This window comes from Escherichia sp. SCLE84, assembly GCF_012584495.1.
Taxonomy (GTDB): Bacteria; Pseudomonadota; Gammaproteobacteria; order Enterobacterales; family Enterobacteriaceae; genus ECMA0423.
Window position 1 is genome coordinate 2,471,712 of record NZ_CP051430.1, and the last position, 23,199, is coordinate 2,494,910.

The window sequence follows — 23,199 nt, forward strand, 5'->3', positions numbered from 1 at the left end:
GGGGAAAAAGGCTACACTTCGCCTTTGAAAACTCATCATCACGATAAACATAGAGGCGAAGTCCAACGTGGCTCAATTCGTTTATACCATGCATCGTGTCGGCAAAGTTGTTCCGCCGAAACGTCATATTTTGAAAAACATCTCTCTGAGTTTCTTCCCTGGGGCAAAAATTGGTGTCCTGGGTCTGAACGGCGCGGGTAAGTCTACCCTGCTGCGCATTATGGCGGGCATTGATAAAGACATCGAAGGTGAAGCGCGTCCGCAGCCAGACATCAAGATTGGTTACCTGCCGCAGGAACCGCAGCTGAACCCGGAACACACCGTGCGTGAGTCCATTGAAGAAGCGGTTTCTGAAGTGGTTAACGCCCTGAAACGCCTGGATGAAGTGTATGCGCTGTACGCCGATCCGGATGCCGATTTTGACAAGCTGGCCGCTGAACAAGGCCGTCTGGAAGAGATCATTCAGGCTCACGACGGTCATAACCTGAACGTACAGCTGGAGCGTGCGGCGGATGCGCTGCGTCTGCCAGATTGGGACGCGAAAATCGCTAACCTCTCCGGTGGTGAGCGTCGTCGCGTGGCGTTGTGCCGCCTGCTTCTGGAAAAACCAGACATGCTGCTGCTCGACGAACCGACCAACCACCTGGATGCCGAATCCGTGGCCTGGCTGGAACGCTTCCTGCACGACTTCGAAGGCACCGTTGTGGCGATTACTCACGACCGTTACTTCCTCGATAACGTTGCAGGCTGGATCCTCGAACTTGACCGCGGTGAAGGTATTCCGTGGGAAGGCAACTACTCCTCCTGGCTGGAGCAGAAAGATCAGCGCCTGGCGCAGGAAGCTTCACAAGAAGCGGCGCGTCGTAAGTCGATCGAGAAAGAGCTGGAGTGGGTACGTCAGGGAACTAAAGGCCGCCAGTCGAAAGGTAAAGCACGTCTGGCACGCTTTGAAGAGCTGAACAGCACCGAATATCAGAAACGTAACGAAACCAACGAACTGTTTATTCCACCTGGACCGCGTCTGGGCGATAAAGTGCTGGAAGTCAGCAACCTGCGTAAATCCTACGGTGATCGCCTGCTGATTGATGACCTGAGCTTCTCGATCCCGAAAGGGGCAATCGTCGGGATCATCGGTCCGAACGGCGCGGGTAAATCGACCCTGTTCCGTATGATCTCTGGTCAGGAACAGCCGGACAGCGGCACCATCACTTTAGGTGAAACGGTGAAACTGGCATCGGTTGATCAGTTCCGTGACTCAATGGATAACAGCAAAACCGTTTGGGAAGAAGTTTCCGGCGGGCTGGATATTATGAAGATCGGCAACACCGAGATGCCAAGCCGCGCCTACGTTGGCCGCTTTAACTTTAAAGGGGTTGATCAGGGTAAACGCGTTGGTGAACTTTCCGGTGGTGAGCGCGGTCGTCTGCATCTGGCGAAGCTGCTGCAGGTTGGCGGCAACATGCTGCTGCTCGACGAACCAACCAACGACCTGGATATCGAAACCCTGCGCGCGCTGGAAAACGCCCTGCTGGAGTTCCCGGGCTGTGCGATGGTTATCTCGCACGACCGTTGGTTCCTCGACCGTATCGCCACGCACATCCTGGACTACCAGGATGAAGGTAAAGTTGAGTTCTTCGAAGGTAACTTTACTGAGTACGAAGAGTACAAGAAACGCACGCTGGGCGCAGACGCACTGGAGCCGAAGCGTATCAAGTACAAGCGTATTGCGAAGTAATGCGTAAAATGCCGGATGCGGCGTGAACGCCTTATCCGGCCTACAAACCAAGAAATTTCAATACGTTGTGAATCTCCAGGCCTGATAAGACGCGGTAAGCGTCGCATCAGGCATTGAGCACCGAATGCCGGATACGGCGTGAACGCCTTTTCCGGCCTACAACAGCCTTAGTATCCGCAAATTCGTAGCGGGTCACCCGTGCTGATTCTTTTAAACCTTGTTTAATCTCGACAGCCTCTTCCAGAGAGGTTTTCAACTCATCAAAAAACTTATTTTATACCTCGCCTTTGAGCCGTTTCATCGCGGTTATCTCTGCTCCCCCATCATCTCCCGCACCAGCTCCACGCAGCGCAGGAAACGGCTGTCATAATCGTCCTCTTCAACCCGCACGAATTCGATATTGTTCTCTTCCAGCATCTCCACCAGCAAGTTCTGGAACTCTTTGCGATCCACCGAACTGCCGAGGCTGCGTAAACCATCCGCCACCCACGGCGTGTTGTTCTCCAGCAGGATCACCAGATCGAAACGGTATTCATCAATCAACGCCTGTACGAACGGATGCTCACGCCCTTCGTACTTTTTGCAGAACGCCTGGGTAGTGACAAAATCAGTGTCAATAAACGCCACTTTATTGGCATATTTCACTGCAAAATCAATGTATTGTGCGTGGCCCAGCGCGATTTTATCGTAATCGGAATACTGCAATGCGATCTCATCACCGCCGAGGTGTGAAAAGACATAATCGCGACCATATTCCCACGCACTGGTGGTATTGAAGATATTGGCAAGTTTGTTTACCAGGGTGGATTTACCGCTCGACTCGCCACCAAGGATCGCCACGGTACGTACAAAGAACGGCTTCACTTCCGTAGGAATATATTCCCAGTAGCGGAACGGGTTTTCGCGGATCTGCGCACCGCTGATACTCATAAAGGTACGTTTCGGATCGACCAGCACCGTATCGATCCCCAGATGTTCCATATACTGTGGCGCATCGGCTTCTTCCGAGGTGTAGATCAGGTCCGGCTGAATCCCCTTTTCAGCCATAAACTTTTTGATGCCGTTGCTCCACACATCCCAGCCGTGCGGATACGGCTCCATGCCCTCTTCGTTGAAAGCATGAATGCGAATATTTTTCTGATATTTAAAAGTTTGTAATAACCAGCGCAGACGATCCGGCACCGTGGGCTGCTGCGACATGGCGCTGTCTTCAAACAACGCGCGGTCGCGAGTATCGTCAAAACCCATAATGATATGCAGCTCGTCAACCTGGCTACAGGCGCGCTGGATAAGGTAGATATGTCCGGTATGCAGCGGGTAGAACTTACCGAATACGACACCAATGGTTTTCTTCTGTCGGGGAAATTCAAGCCCCAAAAAACGGTGCAACGCCTCCAGCTTTTGCGCGCTGGGGCTTTTAATTTTGGCATTCAGTAACTGGCTTAAATACCCTTTGGTCATACCGCTGGCATCAGCTACCTGCTGTAGCGTGCAGCCCTGTTGCTTGATGGCAGTTTTCAGGTAATCAAATGACGACATATCTCCCTCCGTATCTCTCATTATAAGTCGTCGAACACGCTAAGCGCGTCGGAGAGTTTTTTAACGCCAAAAATCTGCATCCCTTCCGGCGCTTTTTTCGGTACGTTAGCCGCCGGAACAATCGCCCGGCGAAAACCGTGTTTCGCCGCTTCTGAAATTCGTTCCTGACCGCTGGGCACCGGGCGGATCTCCCCTGCCAGCCCGACTTCACCAAACACCACCAGATCCTGTGGCAGCGGTCTGTCACGCAGGCTGGAAACCATCGCCAGCAGTAACGCTAAATCGGCACTGGTTTCGGTTACCTTCACGCCGCCGACCACGTTCACAAATACATCCTGATCGGCCATTTGCAGACCACCGTGACGGTGCAAGACAGCCAGCAGGATTGCCAGACGGTTTTGTTCCAGCCCCACTGCCACGCGGCGCGGATTCGCCATCATCGAGTGATCGACCAGCGCCTGAATCTCCACCAGCAACGGACGCGTTCCTTCCCACACCACCATCACGGAGCTGCCGGAGGTCACTTCATCTCCGCGACTTAAGAAAATTGCCGAAGGGTTGCTGACTTCACGCAGCCCCTGTTCGGTCATCGCGAAGACGCCCAGCTCATTCACCGCGCCGAAGCGGTTTTTATGGCTGCGCAAGGTGCGAAAACGGGAGTCGGCATCACCATCCAGAAGCACCGAACAGTCGATACAGTGTTCCAGCACTTTAGGGCCAGCCAGCGAGCCATCTTTGGTTACGTGCCCAACCATGACAATCGCCACACCGCGCGTTTTGGCGAAGCGCGTCAGATAAGCCGCCGTTTCACGCACCTGCGCCACGCTACCAGGCGATGATTGTACATCCGCCATATGCATCACCTGGATCGAGTCAATTACCATCAGTTTCGGTTGCTCTTCTTCGGCAATCAGGCAGATCTGTTCGATGCTGGTTTCCGACAACATATTGAGATTGTCAGTCGGCAGGCCAAGGCGATGAGCGCGCATTGCCACCTGTTGCAGCGACTCTTCGCCAGTGACATACAGCGTTTTCATCTGCTGGGCCAGTTTGCACAGCGTTTGCAGTAGCAGCGTGGATTTCCCCGCACCTGGGTTACCGCCAATCAGAATGGCGCTTCCTGGCACCACGCCGCCGCCTAGTACGCGGTCGAACTCTTTAAATCCGGTGGAAAAACGCGGCAGCTCTTCAAGGCTGATATCGGAGAGTTTCTGGACTTTTGCCACCCCGGCGCTACCGGCATAGCCGCTGAGACGCTCGTTACGCGCCACCGTTGGCGACGCAGCAAGACGCACCTCGGTGATGGTGTTCCAGGCATGACAGGCACTGCACTGCCCCTGCCAGCGCGGATAATCGGCCCCGCATTCATTACAAACAAAGGCGCGTTTTGGAGCTTTTGCCACGGTGTACCTCGTTAATGCTGTGCCGCCCGCAGGATGGCGGGCGAGCAATTACTTCTGATTCAGGCTGCCAGAGAGGATGCAGAATACCCCCATCAGGTCAGCGTGACGGATGGTGACTTCCGCCTTTTCATTCACTTTTGGCTTGGCATGGTAGGCAATCCCCAGCCCTGCTGCTTTGATCATCGGCAGGTCATTAGCTCCATCGCCAATCGCCACGGTCTGCGCCAGCGGGATTTCATACTCCTGCGCGAGGCGAGTCAAAGTTTTCGCTTTGTACTGCGCGTCTACGATGTCGCCGATCACATTGCCGGTAAATTTACCGTCCATGATCTCCAGTTCATTGGCTACCACGGCGGTCAGGCGCAGCTTGTCGCGCAGATATTCAGCAAAGAAAGTAAAGCCGCCGGAGGCAATCGCCACTTTCCAGCCCAGCGTTTCCAGCTTGAGCACCAGTTGCGTTAAGCCTGGCATCAGCGGCAGATTTTCACGCACCTGTTGCAGAATATTGGCGTCAGCGCCTTTCAGCGTCGCCACACGGCTGTGCAGGCTGGCGGTAAAATCGAGTTCGCCGCGCATCGCCCGTTCGGTTACTTCCGCCACCATCTCGCCCGTTCCGGCCAGTTTGGCAATTTCATCAATACATTCAATCTGGATGGCGGTGGAATCCATGTCCATCACCAGCAAACCCGGCGTGCGCAGGTGCGGGATTTTCCCCAGCGGGGCGACATCCAGTTGCGCTTCATGGGCCAGGCGCGTAGCCCGTGCGGTGAGTGAACCTGCCAGACGAATCACCTGATAATCTTCCACGCACCAGGCGGCAACAATCACCATCGCCGCACCCAGTTTGCTCTGGTATTGGGTCAGACGCTGTTTATCCAGCCCACGACCATACAGCAGCCAGCCGCTACGACCTGCGTGGTAATCCAGTGGCATCACTTCATCACCACTTAATGAAAGAGGCAGACCAGGCCATAAAGAGACATCTTCAGGCAGGTCGCACCAGGTAATGTTAGGCATTAAGGCTCCTGTAAAATCGTTCGAAGCAGGGAAAATAACGCATGAGGCTACCTTGTATCCATTGCTTCTGGCAACATTAAGTCTCAAATTTTCAAAGGGTGGAAGATGGCTCGCACAAAACTGAAATTCCGGCTGCATCGGGCAGTGATTGTCCTGTTCTGTCTTGCCTTGTTAGTGGCGCTGATGCAGGGAGCGTCATGGTTTAGTCAAAACCACCAGCGACAACGTAATCCACAGCTGGAAGAACTGGCCCGCACCCTGGCGCGTCAGGTAACGCTGAACGTTGCACCGCTGATGCGTACCGACTCACCGGATGAAAAACGCATTCAGGCGATCCTCGATCAGTTAACGGATGAAAGCCGTATCCTCGACGCGGGTGTGTATGACGAACAAGGCGATCTTATCGCACGTTCTGGCGAAAGCGTCGAAGTGCGCGACCGGCTGGCGCTCGACGGTAAAAAAGCGGGCGGCTATTTTAACCAGCAGATTGTCGAACCAATTGCCGGGAAAAACGGACCGCTCGGCTATCTGCGCCTGACGCTCGACACCCATACGCTCGCCACCGAAGCCCAACAGGTGGATAACACCACTAACATTTTACGCCTGATGTTGCTGCTTTCACTGGCAATCGGCGTAGTGCTGACCCGCACGCTGCTACAGGGTAAACGTACCCGCTGGCAGCAATCGCCCTTCCTGTTAACCGCCAGCAAACCGGTGCCGGAAGAGGAAGAAAGCGAGAAAAAAGAGTGACCCATTACTACAAGAAAGGAAATCGTTATGTCCACATTACGCCTGCTCATCTCTGACTCTTACGACCCGTGGTTTAACCTGGCGGTGGAGGAGTGTATTTTTCGCCAGATGCCCGCCACGCAGCGCGTTCTGTTTCTCTGGCGCAATGCCGACACGGTAGTGATTGGTCGCGCGCAGAACCCGTGGAAAGAGTGTAATACCCGGCGGATGGAAGAAGATAACGTCCGCCTGGCACGGCGCAGTAGCGGTGGCGGCGCGGTGTTCCACGATCTCGGCAATACCTGCTTTACCTTTATGGCTGGCAAGCCGGAGTACGATAAAACCATCTCCACGTCGATTGTGCTCAATGCGCTGAACGCGCTTGGCGTCAGCGCCGAAGCGTCCGGGCGTAACGATCTGGTGGTGAAAACCGCCGAAGGTGACCGCAAAGTCTCAGGATCGGCCTATCGCGAAACCAAAGATCGTGGCTTCCACCACGGCACCTTGCTGCTCAATGCCGACCTTAGCCGCCTGGCAAACTATCTCAATCCGGATAAAAAGAAACTGGCGGCGAAAGGCATTACCTCAGTGCGTTCCCGCGTGACCAACCTCACCGAGCTGCTGCCGGGGATCACCCATGAGCAGGTTTGCGAGGCCATAACCAAGGCCTTTTTCGCCCATTATGGCGAGCGTGTAGAAGCGGAAATCATCTCCCCGGACAAAACGCCAGACTTGCCAAACTTCGCCGAAACCTTTGCCCGTCAGAGTAGCTGGGAATGGAACTTCGGTCAGGCTCCGGCATTCTCGCATCTGCTGGATGAACGCTTTAGCTGGGGCGGCGTGGAACTGCATTTCGACGTTGAAAAAGGCCATATCACCCGCGCCCAGGTGTTTACCGACAGCCTCAACCCCGCGCCGCTGGAAGCCCTCGCCGGGCGACTGCAAGGCGGCCTGTACCGCGCGGATATGCTGCAACAAGAGTGCGAAGCGCTGTTGGTTGACTTCCCGGACCAGGAAAAAGAGCTACGGGAGTTGTCGACGTGGATAGCGGGGGCGGTAAGGTAACTCGCTGATTAAAATACCAAAGGAAGGGAATATGATCGATCTGGAAAACCAGGAGCGGGAGATTATCAATATAATGTTAAGCCAGCGTATTTCCTGGCTAGCCGCCGTGCGTATCAGGCATAAATTATCGCTTGCTGAAGTAAGTAAAATGTTAGGTATCTCGATTAATTCTCTAAAATAGATCGAAAAGACGGAACGGTTTAGCTCAAACATCAAAAGCAAAATGGCAGAAATTTATGGTTGTCCACCAGAGTTGCTGATATGCCCTTCCTGGATGACGGCTGAACATAAATGAATAGATTCGTGAATAGATACTTGAATAGATTTTATTCTCTATCCATATGAAAAATAATAGTAAATCTATAAATCAGTTGCTATTGATGAATAGATACTAAAAAGCCGGAGCAGTCTCCCACTCCGGCTTCACACGACAATCGCCTTTCAGCGAAACACAATTACTCTTTATCGCCCAGCAGAACGGATTCCAGTGCGATTTTGATCATGTCGTTGAAGGTGGTCTGACGCTCAGCGGCAGTGGTCTGCTCGTGAGTGCGGATGTGGTCAGACACGGTACAGATGGTCAGGGCTTTCGCGCCAAATTCTGCAGCGACGCCGTAGATACCAGCCGCTTCCATTTCCACGCCGAGGATGCCGTATTTTTCCATCACGTCGAACATTTCGCCGTCCGGAGAGTAGAACAGGTCAGCGGAGAACAGGTTACCAACGCGAGCATCAATGCCCAGTGCTTTAGCCGCGTCTACCGCGTTACGCACCATGTCAAAGTCAGCGATAGCGGCAAAGTCATGATCTTTAAAACGGATGCGGTTAACTTTGGAATCGGTGCAGGCACCCATACCGATAACGACGTCGCGCAGTTTTACGTGCGGCAGAACTGCGCCACAGGAACCCACGCGGATAATTTTCTTCACGCCGAAATCGGTGATCAGTTCTTTGGTGTAGATGGAGCAGGACGGGATACCCATACCGTGACCCATTACGGAAATTTTGCGGCCTTTATAAGTACCGGTGAAGCCCAGCATACCGCGAACGTTGTTCACTTCACGGGCATCTTCAAGGAAAGTTTCAGCAATATACTTTGCACGCAGCGGGTCGCCTGGCATCAAAACTACGTCAGCGAAATCGCCCATTTCTGCATTAATGTGTGGGGTAGCCATTGTTTTATCCTTATCTACATGTTTTCACCCTCTCCCTGAGGGAGAGGGCCGGGGTGAGGGCATCAAGCCGCACCCATTATCAGAACATGGCTTTGCCATATTCCATATCAGAAGTACCAAAATATTTTGCCAGAGTCTGGCCGATATCCGCGAAGGTTTCACGGTGACCCAGTGAGCCCGGTTTTACTTTCGGGCCGTAAACCAGTACCGGAATGTGTTCACGCGTGTGATCAGTACCGGTCCAGGTCGGATCACAACCGTGGTCAGCAGTGAGGATCAGGATGTCGTCATCGCGCAGCAGAGACATCAGCTCCGGCAGACGGCGGTCGAACAGTTCCAGACCCGCCGCATAACCTGCGACGTCGCGACGGTGGCCCCAGGAAGAGTCGAAGTCAACGAAGTTGGTGAAGACGATGGTGTTATCACCCGCTTCTTTCATCTCTTTGATGGTGGCGTCAAACAGCGCGTCCAGGCCAGTTGCTTTCACTTTCTTGGTGATACCGCAGTTGGCGTAGATGTCTGCAATTTTACCGACAGAAACCACCTGACCGTGTTTTTCATCAACCAGTTTCTGCAGCACGGTCGGTGCTGGCGGCTCAACAGCCAGGTCGTGACGGTTACCGGTACGCTGGAAGTTACCGGCTTTGTCGCCAATAAACGGACGAGCGATAACACGACCGATGTTGTAGCCGCCGTTGGTCAGCTCTTCACGGGCGATTTCGCACAGTTCGTAGAGTTTATCCAAGCCAAAGGTTTCTTCGTGGCAGGCAATCTGGAACACGGAGTCAGCGGAGGTATAGAAAATCGGCTTGCCGGTTTTCATGTGCTCTTCGCCCAGCTGATCCAGAATGACCGTACCGGAAGAGTGGCAGTTACCGAGATAACCAGGCAGGTTAGCGCGTTCAACCAGTTTATCCAGCAGCTCTTGCGGGAAGCTGTTTTCGTGATCGGAGAAGTATCCCCACTCAAACAGAACCGGGACACCGGCGATTTCCCAGTGACCAGACGGGGTATCTTTACCGGATGACATTTCGTGCGCCCATGCGTACGCGCCGATAACTTCAGCGTTGCCGTCCATTCCTGCCGGAATGAAACCGGTAGAACCTTCATGTGCTTTCGCCAGCCCCAGACGGGTCAGATTTGGCAGATTGAGCGGGCCTTTACGACCGTTATCAGCTTCGCCTTTGGCACAGGCTTCTGCGATATGACCCAGGGTGTCAGCCCCGACGTCACCAAAGCGTTCTGCATCTTCTGTAGCGCCGATGCCGAATGAGTCCAGCACCATAATAAATGCACGTTTCATATGTTCTCCGTACTCAGTGCTTCAAATTTAAATGATCAGATCAGTATACCGTTATTCGCTGATACGGCGATAGACAGTTGGTGTGCTTTCCGGTGCTTTATCGGCAAGTTTAATTGCCGCTTTCACCGCTTTCGCCGCGTCCTGCCAGCTGTTTTCGTCTTTCGCGTGGATAACAGCCAGCGGACGCTGACCGTCTACCTGGTCGCCCAAACGCGCCATATCAGTAAAGCCGACGCTGTAATCAATGGTGTCAGATGCCTGACGACGACCGCCGCCCATTGCAACCACTGCCATCCCCAGCGCGCGGGTATCCATTTCACTGACAAAACCTTCGGTATCAGCATAGACTGCTTTCGTCAGCATCGCTGTCGGCAGATACTTCGCGTAGTTCTCAACGAAGTCGGTTGGGCCTTTTTGTGCCGCTACCATACGACCAAAGACTTCTGCCGCTTTACCGTTGTCCAGCACTGCTTGCAATTTCGCGCGCGCTTCGGCGTCATCTTTCGCCAGTTTGCCGGAGATAAGCATCTCCACGCACAGCGCCATCGTGACATCAAACAGACGCGGGTTACGATATTCACCCGTCAGGAACTGCACCGCTTCACGAACTTCAACCGCGTTACCTGCACTGGAGGCCAGTACCTGATTCATATCGGTGAGCAGCGCGGTGGTGCGCACGCCAGCGCCGTTAGCCACGCCAACAATCGCTTCGGCAAGGGCTTCAGAGAGTTCGTAGGTCGGCATAAACGCGCCGCTACCCACTTTCACGTCCATCACCAGCGCATCCAGACCTTCCGCCAGTTTCTTCGCCAGGATCGAGGCAGTGATCAGCGGGATGGAGTCCACGGTTGCGGTAATATCACGGGTCGCGTAGAAACGTTTATCCGCCGGAGCCAGTGAGCTGGTCTGGCCGATAATCGCTACGCCGACGTCTTTAATAATTTCGCGGAAACGGTTGTCATCCGGGAAAATGTCGAAGCCAGGGATGGATTCCAGTTTGTCGAGCGTACCGCCAGTATGACCGAGGCCGCGACCGGAGATCATCGGAATATAGCCGCCGCAGGCTGCGACCATCGGCCCCAACATCAGCGAAGTCACATCGCCGACGCCGCCGGTGGAGTGTTTATCAACAATCGGGCCATTCAGATGCAGGCTTTTCCAGTCGAGAACGGTTCCTGAATCTCGCATCGCCATGGTCAGCGAGACACGCTCAGGCATTGTCATATCGTGGAAGAAAATGGTCATCGCGAGGGCGGCAATCTGCCCTTCGGAGATAGTGTTGTCGCGAATACCGTTGATAAAGAAACGAATTTCTTCATCGCTTAGCGCATGACCATCACGTTTTTTACGAATAATTTCTTGTGCGAGAAACAAGGTAACCTCCCGAGGAAAAGAGTATGAGGCGGCTTTTGCCGGATGCGTCTACGCCTTATCCGGCCTACGGGTAGATACGTCTCGTAGGCCTGATAAGCGCAGCGCATCAGGCGTAAAGCATCTTACTTAGTAGCTGCTGGCGCTCTTACCGTCACCGTGGCCCAGCGCTTTCAACAGGCTTGCCAGCAGGCTGGAAGCACCAAAGCGGTAGTGACGCGCATCTGCCCAGTCAGCACCGAACAGTTCATCTGCGATGGCGAGATATTTCTGCGCATCTTCCGCAGTACGCACGCCGCCCGCTGGTTTGAAACCAACGGTTTTTTCTACGCCCATATCACGGATCACTTCCATCATGATGCGCGCGCTTTCCGGCGTCGCGTTCACAGCCACTTTACCGGTAGAGGTTTTGATGAAGTCCGCACCCGCTTTGATGGAGATTTCAGACGCTTTACGGATCAGCGCTTCGTCTTTCAGTTCGCCGGTTTCGATGATCACTTTCAGCAGTACATTCGCTGCCGCGCAAGCCTCTTTACAGGCTTTCACCAGGTCAAAACCAACCTGCTCGTTACCCGCCATCAGCGCGCGGTACGGGAACACAACGTCAACTTCATCAGCACCGTAGGCGATTGCCGCACGGGTTTCTGCCAGCGCGATTTCGATGTCATCGTTACCGTGTGGGAAGTTGGTTACCGTAGCGATTCGGATTTCCGGGGTGCCCTGCTCTTTCAGCGTTTTGCGAGCAATCGGGATAAAGCGAGGATAGATACAGATAGCGGCGGTATTGCCGACCGGAGTTTTGGCCTGATGACACAGAGCAATTACTTTCTCGTCGGTGTCGTCGTCATTCAGGGTGGTCAGGTCCATCAATTTCAGTGCACGCAGGCTGCTTGCTTTCAGATCAGTCATTTCATTCTCCTGGCTTGTCGCCAATAAAATTCACCTTGCGAGTTTGTTAGTATTCTAACATCTACTCCGCAACACACTTCGATATACATCACAATTAAGGAAATCTACTTACAAGTTTGCATCACTGTAATGCGATCTGGTTCAAATAATTCACTTTCAAATGAATGCGTCAGTGGTGGCAAACGCATCAGGATCAAAGTGAACATCACGAAACTTCTTACAATGGCGCATCACCTTCGGCATAAAAGGAAAAGAAGATGCCCACTTCTCATGAAAATGCACTGCAACAACGTTGCCAGCAAATTGTCACCAGCCCAGTGCTTAGCCCGGAGCAGAAGCGCCATTTTCTGGCTCTGGAAGCAGAAAACAATCTGCCTTATCCGCAGCTTCCTGCCGAAGCCCGCCGCGCGCTGGATGAGGGTGTAATCTGCGATATGTTTGAAGGTCATGCGCCGTACAAACCGCGCTATGTCTTACCCGATTACGCCCGTTTTCTGGCGAACGGTTCCGAATGGCTGGAGCTGGAAGGCGCGAAAGATCTTGATGACGCACTCTCTCTGCTGACCATTCTTTACCACCACGTACCGTCGGTCACATCGATGCCGGTCTACCTGGGGCAACTGGATGCGTTGTTGCAACCGTATGTTAGAATTCTAACACAAGACGAGATCGATGTTCGAATAAAACGTTTCTGGCGTTACCTCGACAGAACCCTGCCAGACGCCTTTATGCACGCCAATATCGGCCCGTCTGATTCGCCCATTACCCGCGCGATCTTACGTGCAGACGCAGAGTTGAAGCAGGTTTCACCGAACCTGACCTTTATCTACGATCCTGAAATCACCCCTGATGACCTGCTGCTGGAAGTGGCGAAGAACATCTGTGAATGTAGCAAACCGCACATCGCCAACGGTCCGGTGCATGATAAAATTTTCACAAAAGGGGGCTACGGGATTGTGAGCTGTTACAACTCACTGCCGCTGGCGGGTGGTGGCAGCACGCTGGTACGCCTTAACCTGAAAGCCATTGCCGAGCGCAGCGAATCGCTGGATGACTTCTTTACGCGCACTCTACCGCACTACTGCCAGCAGCAGATCGCCATCATCGATGCGCGGTGTGAATTCCTCTATCAACAATCACACTTCTTTGAGAATAGCTTCCTGGTGAAAGAAGGGCTGATTAACCCTGAACGTTTTGTGCCAATGTTTGGCATGTATGGGCTGGCGGAAGCGGTTAACTTGCTGTGTGAGAAAGAAGGGATTGCCGCGCGCTACGGTAAAGAAGCCGCCGCAAATGAAGTGGGTTATCGCATCAGCGCGCAACTGGCGGAGTTTGTCGCCAATACCCCCGTGAAATATGGCTGGCAAAAACGCGCCATGTTACACGCACAGTCGGGGATCAGTTCCGATATCGGCACCACGCCGGGCGCGCGTTTGCCGTATGGCGATGAGCCAGATCCGATCACCCATCTGCAAACTGTCGCCCCGCATCATGCTTATTATTATTCCGGCATCAGCGACATTCTGACGCTCGACGAAACCATCAAACGTAACCCGCAGGCACTGGTACAGCTTTGCCTCGGTGCCTTTAAAGCCGGAATGCGTGAATTTACCGCCAATGTCAGCGGTAACGATCTGGTTCGCGTTACCGGTTATATGGTGCGTTTGTCGGACTTAGAAAAATATCGCGCCGAAGGTTCACGCACCAACACCACCTGGCTGGGCGAAGAAGCCGCACGCAACACTCGTATTCTGGAACGCCAGCCGCGCGTGATAAGCCATGAACAGCAGATGCGCTTTAGTCAGTAAGATTATCCCCTTCTCCTGCGTTGACGGGCCAGGCAGTCGTCTGGCTCTGTTTTTGCAGGGCTGCAATCTGCGCTGCAAAAACTGTCACAATCCGTGGACGATGGGACGTTGCAATGACTGTGGGGAGTGCGTGCCACAGTGTCCGCATCAGGCGTTGCAGATTGTTGACGGCAAAGTGGTGTGGAACGCTGTGGTTTGCGAGCAGTGTGATACCTGCCTGAAGAGGTGTCCGCAACATGCCACGCCAATGGCGCAATCCATGAGCGTGGATGAGGTGCTTAGCCATATCCGCAAAGCGGTGCTGTTTATTGAAGGGATAACGGTAAGCGGCGGCGAAGCCACGACCCAACTGCCGTTTGTAGTGGCGCTATTTACAGCCATCAAAAACGATCCGCAACTGCGCCACCTCACCTGCCTCGTGGACAGTAACGGTATGTTGAGCGAAACCGGCTGGGAAAAATTACTCCCGGTGTGCGACGGCGCGATGCTCGATCTCAAAGCGTGGGGGAGCGAATGTCATCAGCAATTAACCGGACGCGATAATCAGCAGATTAAGCGCAGCATCTGTTTGCTGGCAGAGCGCGGTAAGCTGGCGGAACTGCGTTTGCTGGTAATTCCAGACCAGGTGGATTATTTGCATCACATCGATGAGCTGGCGACGTTTATCAAGAGACTTGGCGATGTTCCGGTTCGCCTGAATGCGTTTCATGCCCACGGCGTGTATGGCGAGGCGCAAAGCTGGGCGAGCGCCACGCCGGAAGACGTTGAGCCGTTGGCTGATGCGTTAAAGGTGCGCGGGGTGAGCCGGTTGATATTTCCGGCGCTCTATTTGTGACATGCCGGATACGGCCTACGGTTCGGCACAAACCTGTAGGCATGATAAGACGCGACAAGCGTCGCATCAGGCATTATGCGCCGACTGCCGGATGCTGCCTACGAAGGGTAAACTACCCACTAACGCTAAACAACGCATACGTATTATTAAGCAACACTTCGGCAATCTCATCTTCTGGTTCCGGGCGCAACTCGCAAAGCACGTCAAACACCCGCACAGCCTGTTCCGGTCGGTTAGGCTGCCCCTGAAAGCCGTTGAGCGGCATATCCGGCGCGTCGGTTTCCAGCAACAACGATGCCAGCGGTAATTTTGCGATGACATCGCGGGTTTTACTGGCGCGTGGATAGGTGATAGTACCGCCTACGCCGATTTTGTAGCCCAGCTGTACAAACCGCTCGGCCTGTTGCAGGCTGCCGGAAAAACCGTGAACCACGCCAGTGCACGGTAAATCGTGACGTTTAAGATGCATCGCCAGTTTGTCGTGTGTACGCCGGGAATGAAGGATCACCGGCAGATCGTAGCGTTTCGCCAGTTTCAGCTGTTCGTCGAGTAACCACTGCTGCCTCTCAAATTGCGGATCGTCGCCGAAGAGATCCAGACCGATCTCCCCCACCGCCACCACCTTCGCCGGACGCCTTTCCAGCGCCTGCTGTAGCTGATCAAGAGACACATCGCTATGTTTTTCCAACATCCCCGGATGCAACCCCAATGCGGCATACAGCGGTTGATATTTTTCCGCTAACGCCTGCACGCGGGCAAAATTTTCCGCCTCTGTCGCCGGAACAATGATCTTGCCTACGCCCGCTTGTGCCGCGCGTTGCAGGCTGGCCTCTTCATCGCCACTAAACGGCGGGAAATCAAAATGGCAGTGGGTATCGATAAAACGGCAAATCAAGCCAGATCCTCATTGTTAAATGTCGGGTCGTTCGCCTGCGGAGCATCGCTCACTTCGGCAACCAGCGTATCGTTGGCGACTGGCGCAGGCGGAATAACGATTGATTCCGGCGTCACCACTGGCACCAGATGGCGGGTAAGCGGCGCTTTTTCAGTTAATAGCTTGCCAACCGTGGCGAGGAAATAACGACCGCATAAACGCCCAAGTTTATAGTCTTCACGCAGCGCCGGAATCCGACTGCCAAGCGCGATACTATGTAATGGCTTCGGTGGATAAATTTCGAATATCCGCAGCTTGCCCGGTGGTTTCTCAATAAATTGCTGAATGTCACGATAGCTGGTTTCATGATGCTGCACCAGATTGACCAGCGGCTGCAGGCTACTGTCACCCAGCCAGCGTTCCATGCGTTTGAACCACTGCGGCGTGTAGTACATTTGTGACGGCACAGTGCGGATGACGACCAACGTTTTAGCGCCCTGCCTTGCCGCCTCTTTAACCGGAATCGCATCACTGATCCCGCCATCCAGGTAGTTAATGCCTTCCAGCGACACTCCGCTACGATAAAAGCCAGGTATCGCACTGGAGGCGCGAATCACATCCAGCCAGTTTTGTTTGGTTGGTAAAAAGTAATTAGGCGCGTAGTCATCCTGACGACAGGCGCACATATAAAACGATTTGCCGCTGTCAAACAACCGCGCGGCGGTATCCATTTGCAACGGCATCTGGCTTGCGGTGGCCTCCACCAGCCAGTCGAGATCGATAAGATTTCCTCCACGGACAAAGCGCAATGGATCGAAAAATTCGCGTTTTGTGGTATAGCGCATGATGACTTTGCGCGCGTAACCGGGCTGATTGCAGATAAACGCCGAGAGGTTCTGCGCCCCGGCAGATGTGCCGAGATAAAGATCGAAAGGATTAAACTGCGCGCGCATAAACTCATCCAGCACGCCAGCCGTGAAAATTCCACGCTGTCCGCCGCCTTCGCACACCAGAGCTATTCGTCCAGGCTGGAACGGCCTTAGCGACAACGGCGCAATATTACCAAGCGTTACAGGTATTCGCTGCCCCACCTCTGCCTTCCTGTTTTTGTTGTGAAAGAATGACAAAGTAACGCAATTTATTATTCGCTAAAACCGCAAAAGCCAGTCCGCTGGACTGGCTTTGGATAAAATTTTCTTAATGGTCTGAAATCTAGGGTCGTTTTCGGCCCATGAACAAACTCACCAGGAACAGAATAATCCCGACGACAAAGACAATTTTAGCTGCGCCTGCAGCGGTACCGGCCAGACCACCAAACCCAAGTGCGGCGGCGATTAACGCGATAACCAGAAATATGATGCCCCAACGAAACATAAGCGTCTCCTTTACCATAGTTAATGTCACCGCTTGATATGAGCGTGAAAATCACTCAATGCGATATTTTTAGTGTGGTGCACATCGCGCCTCCCGACAAAGTTCGGGAGGACGAATTACGACGAATTACTTAGTTTTCAGATCATTTTTAACGCTTTTCACACCATCTACCGCTTTGGCGATACTTTCAGCACGGTCGCTCTGTGCCTGGGAATCGACGGTACCGGAGAGCTGAACCACGCCGTCGGTGGTTTCAACTTTCACATGACGGGAAGGGACGATATCGTCCGCCAGCAGTTTGGCTTTGATTTCACTGGTGGTGGCGGTGTCACCCGCGTAGCCCTTCACCGAGCCTTCTTTAGCGTCGCGAACGTGCAGTTTGTCGCTGACAGAGGTCACCCCTTCAACGCCTTTCGCCACTTTCACTGCCTCTTCGGCCTGAGCCTGGCTTTCAACGAAACCGCTCAGGGTCACGACTTTTTGATCGGTTTTGACAGAGATATCGGTGCTCTTGATGTTGTCATGATCCACCAGCGCCGCCTTCACTTTCGCGGTGATGGCGCTGTCATCCATGAAATTACCGACTTTATTCATAGAGCTATCGACTTTTTGCCCTGCGCTTTCATTGGTAGTCTGTGCGTTGTTTTCCGCGTAGGCAGAGCCGGTCGCGACGGCAGAGGTCAACATTACAGCCAGCAGAGTTTTCGAAATCTTCAGTCTTGTCATAGTCATCGATTTATTCCTGTATGTTTGCTCGTAATTTGAGCCTGGCAACACGAGGTTGCATTGCTGAATAGGGAGAGACTTCACCCTCTACAGAAGTCAATGGTCGCCATCACAAAAGCGATGGGTGATGAATAACGACCATTACAGCCTCTGAATCAGTTATTAATATCGGTAGAATGACAATCGACGGCTTTAGATACTGATATCTACGCATTGAACGGTATTTAACGCCGTCAGAAATGTCATTACTTTGTTAAATATAGATCACAATTTTGAAACCGCTCGGGATATCAGCGAAAACATAAGCAAAAGTGAATGTTTTAAGAACATTCCGTAAGCGGCTAATAAGGAAGGGAAATTGACAGGGCGCAGCGGCTACCGCGCCCTGGAGGCAAGAATTAATGCTCGCGGGTCTGGTGGAACTGAACGTCGGGATAACGTTCCTGCGCCAGGCGCAGGTTGACCATGCTGGTAGCGATGTAAGCGAGGTTATCGCCGCCATCAAGCGCCAGTTGGCTTTCGTTCTTACGCTTGAACTCTTCGAATTTCTTCGCGTCCGCACATTCTACCCAGCGGGCAGTGGCAACGTTGACTGATTCATATACTGCTTCAACGTTGTATTCGCTCTTCAGGCGCGATACCACCACATCAAACTGCAGCACACCAACAGCACCAACGATCAAATCGTTGTTGGAGATCGGACGGAACACCTGCACCGCGCCCTCTTCGGAAAGCTGTACCAGCCCTTTGAGCAGCTGTTTTTGCTTCAGCGGATCTTTCAGGCGGATACGACGGAACAGTTCTGGTGCGAAGTTCGGAATACCGGTGAACTTCATCATCTCACCCTGGGTAAAGGTGTCGCCGATCTGAATAGTGCCGTGGTTGTGCAGGCCGAGGATATCGCCCGGATACGCTTCTTCAACGTGCGAACGGTCGCCCGCCATAAAGGTCAGCGCGTCGGAGATAACCACATCTTTCGCAGTACGCACCTGGCGCAGCTTCATGCCTTTTTCATATTTACCGGATACTACGCGCATAAACGCCACGCGGTCGCGGTGTTTCGGGTCCATGTTGGCCTGAATTTTAAATACGAAGCCGGTAAATTTGTCTTCGCTCGCCTCTACGGTACGGGTATCAGTCTGACGCGGCATCGGCGCAGGAGCCCACTCCACCAGGCCATCCAGCATATGATCAACACCGAAGTTACCCAGCGCAGTACCGAAGAATACCGGAGTGATTTCGCCCGCAAGGAACAGTTCTTTGTCGAACTCGTTAGACGCGCCTTTCACCAGTTCCAGTTCGTCACGTAGCTGCTGTGCCAGATCTTCACCAACCGCAGCGTCGAGATCCGGGTTATTCAGCCCTTTAACAATACGGACTTCCTGAATCGTGTGGCCTTTACCGCTCTGATAGAGATAGGTTTCGTCTTTATAAAGGTGGTAAACGCCTTTAAACAGCTTGCCGCAGCCAATCGGCCAGGTGATCGGTGCGCAGCCGATTTTCAGCTCGTTCTCAACTTCATCGAGCAGTTCCATCGGGTCGCGGATATCACGGTCAAGTTTGTTCATAAAGGTGAGGATCGGCGTGTCGCGCAGACGGGTAACTTCCATCAGCTTACGGGTACGATCTTCAACACCTTTTGCAGCGTCGATAACCATCAGGCAGCAGTCCACCGCCGTCAGGGTACGATAGGTATCTTCCGAGAAGTCTTCGTGCCCCGGGGTGTCGAGCAGGTTAACCAGGCAATCGTGATACGGAAACTGCATCACAGACGTAGTAATGGAGATCCCACGCTGCTTTTCCATCTCCATCCAGTCCGACTTAGCGTGCTGGTTGGAACCACGGCCTTTTACTGTACCGGCGGTCTGAATGGCCTGTCCGAACAGCAGCACCTTCTCGGTGATGGTAGTCTTACCGGCATCCGGGTGAGAAATAATGGCAAAAGTGCGGCGCTTCGCCACCTCTTGCAAATAAGGAGACAACGTCATAATTCTTTCTTCTTGAGTAAGCGGCATCGCGCCGCGCTTGTTGAAAACGAAAAATTGCGGCTATTTTACCCATCAACGGGGGGGAGGCAATCAGTGTTTACACAGGAGCTGCTCCAGTTCGTGCAACGAAGAAACGGTCCAGGTGGGCGCGATGCCTTCTGGTTGCTCGCGATGGTGCGCATTCAGCCAGCAGGTCGCAAGCCCGGCGTTGATGCCACCGAGAATATCGGACTCGGCAGTGTCGCCAACCATCAGCACGCGTGAACGGTCAGGATTGCCCGCCTGTTCCAGCGCATAATCGAAAATTTTCTTATTCGGTTTGGCAACGCCAACTTCTTCGGAAATCACCAGCAAATCGAAGTAATCACGCAGGCCCGTGCGTTCCAGACGCACTTGCTGCAAGGCGCTAAAGCCGTTGGTGATGATGCCGATTTTGGCGTTGCCACGAATGGCGTTAAGCAGAGAAACCGCGCCCGGCAGCGGCGTGCAGATTTCCGCCATCGCATTAATAAAGGCATCGTTAAGCAAGCCTGCTTCAACTTTCAGCCGTTCGGCCCAGCTCTCAAAACGCCCGTGCTGAAGCTGTAATGAAGTGATCGCGCCGTTTTGATAATCCACCCACAGTGGCTTGTTAACGGCCTGATAGTCCTGAAAATCTTCAGCGGTAAAGGTGACGCTGTAATCAAGAAACATCCGCTGCAGGCCGGTGAATGAGTCAAAGGTAAACAGCGTTTCATCGGCATCAAAGAAAATCCAGTCCCACTTCATTATTCCACCTTGTCTTACATACTGATTGGCAACGCCATGATGATGGCGTCTTCGCGACCGTCCGTGGTGGGGTAGTAATTGCGGCGAATCGTCGCCTCGTTAAAGCCTAAACTTTCGTACAGGGCAATGGCGGCAGCATTTGAGGCACGGACTTCCAGCCATAGTGTCGCCACGCCGCGTTTTTCCAGTTCGTCGATCAGATGTTCCAGCAGCACCCTTCCCAATCCCTGACGCTGATAGTCAGGATCGACCGCAATATTGAACAATGTAGCTTCATCCAGCACCACTTGCGTAATCGCAAACGCCGCCATTTTGCCGTTTTGCGTTAACTGAAAGTTGAGATAACGCTCGCCCTGGTTGCTGGCAAAGGTTTTTTCACTCCACGGAAAGGCGTGGGCGCGTTGTTCAATGTGGTAAGCCGCTGGTAAATCAGTCGTTTCGAGGGAAGAAATCGTGTTCATATGTGCAAATTTGTTGCCATAACGCGGCGCGTGCCGTTGGGTTTGCCCGTAATTCGGTGAGCGCCGGTGATGCCACCTGAGCGCCTTCCAGTGATAGCGGTTCGTCAGTACCCAACCGCCAGCTGTTGCAGCGACTGCCTTGCGGCAGCATCGCGATTTTTTCTGGCGTCAGTTGCAGCACTTGATCGGGGCTGACGGTTAATGCGCGCAGAACATCGCTCACTAAAGGATCGGTCAGGGCGGGAAGATCGTTTGCCACCATCACCAGACGGACGTGTGCCGGGATCGCAATGGCAATCTCCCCCTGCAACGCGCCAGGGCGACGCAGCGACCACTGGGTAATGCCCAGTTGCTGTAACTGCCAGTCTCGTCGGGATGTCATAGCGAATCGCTCCTGTTGTCAGGGGCGCAAATATAGCAAATTCGTCGATACCGCGCCAACATATGGCTATAATCGCCGCCAGTATCAATTGAGGAGCATTCCATGTCTGCATTTACCCCGGCAAGTGAAGTCTTGCTGCGTCACAGTGATGATTTCGAACAAAGCCGTATTCTGTTTGCCGGAGACTTACAGGATGACCTGCCCGCGCGTTTAGATACCGCGGCCAGCCGTGCTCATACCCAGCAATTCCACCACTGGCAGGTATTAAGCCGCCAGATGGGGGATAACGCCCGTTTCAGTCTGGTCGCCACGGCGGATGACGTCGCAGATTGCGATACGCTGATTTACTACTGGCCGAAGAACAAACCGGAAGCCCAGTTCCAGTTGATGAATTTACTTTCTCTGCTGCCGGTGGGGACGGATATTTTTGTCGTTGGCGAGAACCGCAGCGGCGTGCGCAGCGCCGAGCAGATGCTGGCAGATTATGCGCCGTTGAATAAAGTCGACAGCGCTCGTCGCTGTGGCCTCTATTTTGGTCGTCTGGAAAAACAGCCGGTATTTGATGCCGATAAATTCTGGGGCGAATACAGCGTCGATGGCCTGACGGTCAAAACGCTGCCTGGCGTGTTTAGCCGCGACGGTCTGGATGTCGGTAGCCAGTTGCTGCTCTCGACGTTAACTCCGCACACGAAAGGTAAAGTGCTGGATGTCGGCTGTGGCGCGGGGGTGCTTTCAGTTGCCTTTGCGCGCCATTCGCCGAAAATTCGTCTCACCTTGTGCGATGTCTCTGCGCCAGCGGTAGAAGCCAGCCGCGCAACACTTGCGGCCAACTGTGTTGAAGGTGAAGTCTTTGCCAGCAACGTCTTTTCCGAGGTGAAAGGTCGTTTTGATATGATCATCTCCAACCCGCCGTTCCACGATGGGATGCAAACCAGCCTGGATGCGGCGCAAACGCTGATTCGCGGCGCGGTGCGTCATCTTAATAGCGGCGGCGAGCTGCGAATTGTAGCGAACGCCTTCCTGCCTTACCCGGACGTGCTGGATGAGACATTTGGCTTCCATGAAGTGATTGCGCAAACCGGGCGTTTCAAGGTGTATCGCGCCATTATGACCCGCCAGGCGAAGAAAGGTTAATTATCTCGCCGAATACCGTGTCGGATGCGGCGTGAACGCCTTATCCGACCTACAAAACCTGCACGTTAGCCCTTCGTAGGCCAGATAAGACGCGCCAGCGTCGCATCTGGCATCTGCCCCCGCATGCCTACCAAACCTGCACGCTAGTTTCCTGATGGACATTTTTCCAGCAATTACACCTCCGGCGATAATTAACTATTGACGAAAAGCTGAAAACCACTAGAATGCGCCTCCGTGGTAGCAATTCTTTTTAAGAATTGATGGTATGCGAAGGTGGCGGAATTGGTAGACGCGCTAGCTTCAGGTGTTAGTGTCCTTACGGACGTGGGGGTTCAAGTCCCCCCCCTCGCACCAAAAACCACGTTGATATTGCTCGCACTGGGCGAAGGTGGCGGAATTGGTAGACGCGCTAGCTTCAGGTGTTAGTGTTCTTACGGACGTGGGGGTTCAAGTCCCCCCCCTCGCACCAAACGAGGCGATATCAAAAAAAGTAAGATGACTGTGCGAAGGTGGCGGAATTGGTAGACGCGCTAGCTTCAGGTGTTAGTGTCCTTACGGACGTGGGGGTTCAAGTCCCCCCCCTCGCACCAATTATCTTTACTT

21 protein-coding genes, 3 tRNA genes and 1 pseudogene are annotated in these 23,199 nt (G+C 53.5%); 10 read left to right on the forward strand and 15 right to left on the reverse strand.

All coding sequences use genetic code 11. The features are described from left to right. The first annotated feature begins 67 nt into the window (after positions 1-67). Positions 68-1,735, forward strand: a complete 1,668-nt coding sequence (gene ettA, locus HGD79_RS12115; protein ID WP_000046749.1) for an energy-dependent translational throttle protein EttA — start codon at positions 68-70, stop codon at positions 1,733-1,735. A 306-nt stretch (positions 1,736-2,041) separates the two neighbouring features. Here the strand turns inward: ettA and nadR are convergent, their stop codons facing one another. From nadR to serB, 3 genes are read right to left on the reverse strand one after another with little or no spacing between them, the layout of a single operon-like run. Then, positions 2,042-3,274: a multifunctional transcriptional regulator/nicotinamide-nucleotide adenylyltransferase/ribosylnicotinamide kinase NadR gene (nadR, locus tag HGD79_RS12120; RefSeq protein ID WP_000093810.1), complete on the reverse strand. Its 1,233-nt coding sequence runs from the start codon at positions 3,272-3,274 to the stop codon at positions 2,042-2,044. A 20-nt stretch (positions 3,275-3,294) separates the two neighbouring features. Next, positions 3,295-4,677, reverse strand: a complete 1,383-nt coding sequence (gene radA, locus HGD79_RS12125; protein WP_001029698.1) for a DNA repair protein RadA — start codon at positions 4,675-4,677, stop codon at positions 3,295-3,297. A 48-nt stretch (positions 4,678-4,725) separates the two neighbouring features. Continuing rightward, the gene (gene serB, locus HGD79_RS12130; RefSeq protein WP_001132949.1) at positions 4,726-5,694 is read right to left on the reverse strand and encodes a phosphoserine phosphatase; all 969 of its coding nucleotides are present in this window, start codon (positions 5,692-5,694) and stop codon (positions 4,726-4,728) included. Positions 5,695-5,799: 105 nt separating this feature from the next. On the opposite strand from serB, the gene HGD79_RS12135 reads away from it, so the two are divergent. The 3 genes and pseudogenes from HGD79_RS12135 (at position 5,800) to HGD79_RS26635 (ending at position 7,783) form a co-directional block, all read left to right on the forward strand. Continuing rightward, positions 5,800-6,444 carry a YtjB family periplasmic protein gene (locus HGD79_RS12135; protein WP_000124615.1) on the forward strand — a complete coding sequence of 215 codons (645 nt, stop codon included), beginning with the start codon at positions 5,800-5,802 and terminating at the stop codon, positions 6,442-6,444. A 27-nt stretch (positions 6,445-6,471) separates the two neighbouring features. Beyond that, positions 6,472-7,488 carry a lipoate--protein ligase LplA gene (gene lplA, locus HGD79_RS12140; RefSeq protein WP_000105865.1) on the forward strand — a complete coding sequence of 339 codons (1,017 nt, stop codon included), beginning with the start codon at positions 6,472-6,474 and terminating at the stop codon, positions 7,486-7,488. 31 nt (positions 7,489-7,519) lie between these two features. Next, a pseudogene (locus HGD79_RS26635) lies at positions 7,520-7,783 on the forward strand (helix-turn-helix transcriptional regulator). 160 nt (positions 7,784-7,943) lie between these two features. Here the strand turns inward: HGD79_RS26635 and deoD are convergent. The 4 genes from deoD to deoC all read right to left on the reverse strand — a co-directional run bounded on the left by deoD (position 7,944) and on the right by deoC (position 12,246). Beyond that, the gene (deoD, locus tag HGD79_RS12150) at positions 7,944-8,663 is read right to left on the reverse strand and encodes a purine-nucleoside phosphorylase (RefSeq protein WP_000224877.1); all 720 of its coding nucleotides are present in this window, start codon (positions 8,661-8,663) and stop codon (positions 7,944-7,946) included. A gap of 79 nt (positions 8,664-8,742) precedes the next feature. Continuing rightward, on the reverse strand, positions 8,743-9,966 hold the full coding sequence (gene deoB / locus HGD79_RS12155) for a phosphopentomutase (RefSeq protein ID WP_000816471.1): 1,224 nt from the start codon (positions 9,964-9,966) through the stop codon (positions 8,743-8,745). A 51-nt stretch (positions 9,967-10,017) separates the two neighbouring features. Next, positions 10,018-11,340 (reverse strand): thymidine phosphorylase, encoded by a 1,323-nt coding sequence (deoA, locus tag HGD79_RS12160; RefSeq protein ID WP_000477808.1) that lies wholly within the window; start codon positions 11,338-11,340, stop codon positions 10,018-10,020. Between the two features lie 126 nt (positions 11,341-11,466). Continuing rightward, positions 11,467-12,246, reverse strand: coding sequence for a deoxyribose-phosphate aldolase (gene deoC / locus HGD79_RS12165; RefSeq protein WP_001295412.1), 780 nt, complete (start codon positions 12,244-12,246; stop codon positions 11,467-11,469). A gap of 257 nt (positions 12,247-12,503) precedes the next feature. Here deoC and HGD79_RS12170 point away from each other — a divergent pair, with 257 nt between their 5' ends. Together HGD79_RS12170 and HGD79_RS12175 are read left to right on the forward strand one after the other, a co-directional pair. Continuing rightward, complete coding sequence (locus HGD79_RS12170) at positions 12,504-14,054, forward strand: YjjI family glycine radical enzyme (protein ID WP_001143253.1); 1,551 nt, start codon at positions 12,504-12,506, stop codon at positions 14,052-14,054. Then, positions 14,026-14,889, forward strand: coding sequence for a YjjW family glycine radical enzyme activase (locus HGD79_RS12175; RefSeq protein ID WP_001088395.1), 864 nt, complete (start codon positions 14,026-14,028; stop codon positions 14,887-14,889). The genes HGD79_RS12170 and HGD79_RS12175 overlap by 29 nt, the downstream gene beginning before the upstream one ends. A 112-nt stretch (positions 14,890-15,001) precedes the next feature. Here HGD79_RS12175 and HGD79_RS12180 read toward each other — a convergent pair whose 3' ends face one another. The 8 genes from HGD79_RS12180 to holD all read right to left on the reverse strand — a co-directional run bounded on the left by HGD79_RS12180 (position 15,002) and on the right by holD (position 21,462). Further along, entirely contained in the window at positions 15,002-15,784 is a 783-nt protein-coding gene (locus HGD79_RS12180; RefSeq protein WP_000563058.1) for a metal-dependent hydrolase, read from the reverse strand. Beyond that, positions 15,781-16,854, reverse strand: a complete 1,074-nt coding sequence (locus HGD79_RS12185) for a patatin family protein (RefSeq protein WP_001299799.1) — start codon at positions 16,852-16,854, stop codon at positions 15,781-15,783. The genes HGD79_RS12180 and HGD79_RS12185 overlap by 4 nt, the downstream gene beginning before the upstream one ends. Before the next feature lie 121 nt (positions 16,855-16,975). Then, complete coding sequence (locus tag HGD79_RS12190) at positions 16,976-17,137, reverse strand: DUF1328 family protein (RefSeq protein ID WP_000490275.1); 162 nt, start codon at positions 17,135-17,137, stop codon at positions 16,976-16,978. A 126-nt stretch (positions 17,138-17,263) separates the two neighbouring features. Then, complete coding sequence (osmY, locus tag HGD79_RS12195; RefSeq protein WP_001295748.1) at positions 17,264-17,869, reverse strand: molecular chaperone OsmY; 606 nt, start codon at positions 17,867-17,869, stop codon at positions 17,264-17,266. 392 nt (positions 17,870-18,261) lie between these two features. After that, positions 18,262-19,851: a peptide chain release factor 3 gene (gene prfC / locus HGD79_RS12200; protein WP_000175943.1), complete on the reverse strand. Its 1,590-nt coding sequence runs from the start codon at positions 19,849-19,851 to the stop codon at positions 18,262-18,264. 90 nt (positions 19,852-19,941) lie between these two features. Then, positions 19,942-20,619, reverse strand: a complete 678-nt coding sequence (gene yjjG, locus HGD79_RS12205; protein ID WP_000870700.1) for a pyrimidine 5'-nucleotidase — start codon at positions 20,617-20,619, stop codon at positions 19,942-19,944. Between the two features lie 14 nt (positions 20,620-20,633). Beyond that, the gene (rimI, locus tag HGD79_RS12210) at positions 20,634-21,080 is read right to left on the reverse strand and encodes a ribosomal protein S18-alanine N-acetyltransferase (protein ID WP_001092465.1); all 447 of its coding nucleotides are present in this window, start codon (positions 21,078-21,080) and stop codon (positions 20,634-20,636) included. Continuing rightward, complete coding sequence (gene holD / locus HGD79_RS12215; protein WP_000204018.1) at positions 21,049-21,462, reverse strand: DNA polymerase III subunit psi; 414 nt, start codon at positions 21,460-21,462, stop codon at positions 21,049-21,051. The genes rimI and holD overlap by 32 nt, the downstream gene beginning before the upstream one ends. Before the next feature lie 102 nt (positions 21,463-21,564). On the opposite strand from holD, the gene rsmC reads away from it, so the two are divergent. The 4 genes from rsmC to HGD79_RS12235 all read left to right on the forward strand — a co-directional run bounded on the left by rsmC (position 21,565) and on the right by HGD79_RS12235 (position 23,186). After that, positions 21,565-22,596, forward strand: coding sequence for a 16S rRNA (guanine(1207)-N(2))-methyltransferase RsmC (gene rsmC, locus HGD79_RS12220; RefSeq protein WP_001272319.1), 1,032 nt, complete (start codon positions 21,565-21,567; stop codon positions 22,594-22,596). A gap of 267 nt (positions 22,597-22,863) precedes the next feature. Continuing rightward, a tRNA-Leu gene (locus tag HGD79_RS12225) sits at positions 22,864-22,950 on the forward strand. Between the two features lie 28 nt (positions 22,951-22,978). Beyond that, positions 22,979-23,065, forward strand: a tRNA-Leu gene (locus HGD79_RS12230). A 34-nt stretch (positions 23,066-23,099) separates the two neighbouring features. Further along, positions 23,100-23,186 (forward strand) — tRNA-Leu (locus HGD79_RS12235). The last annotated feature ends 13 nt before the right edge of the window (positions 23,187-23,199 follow it).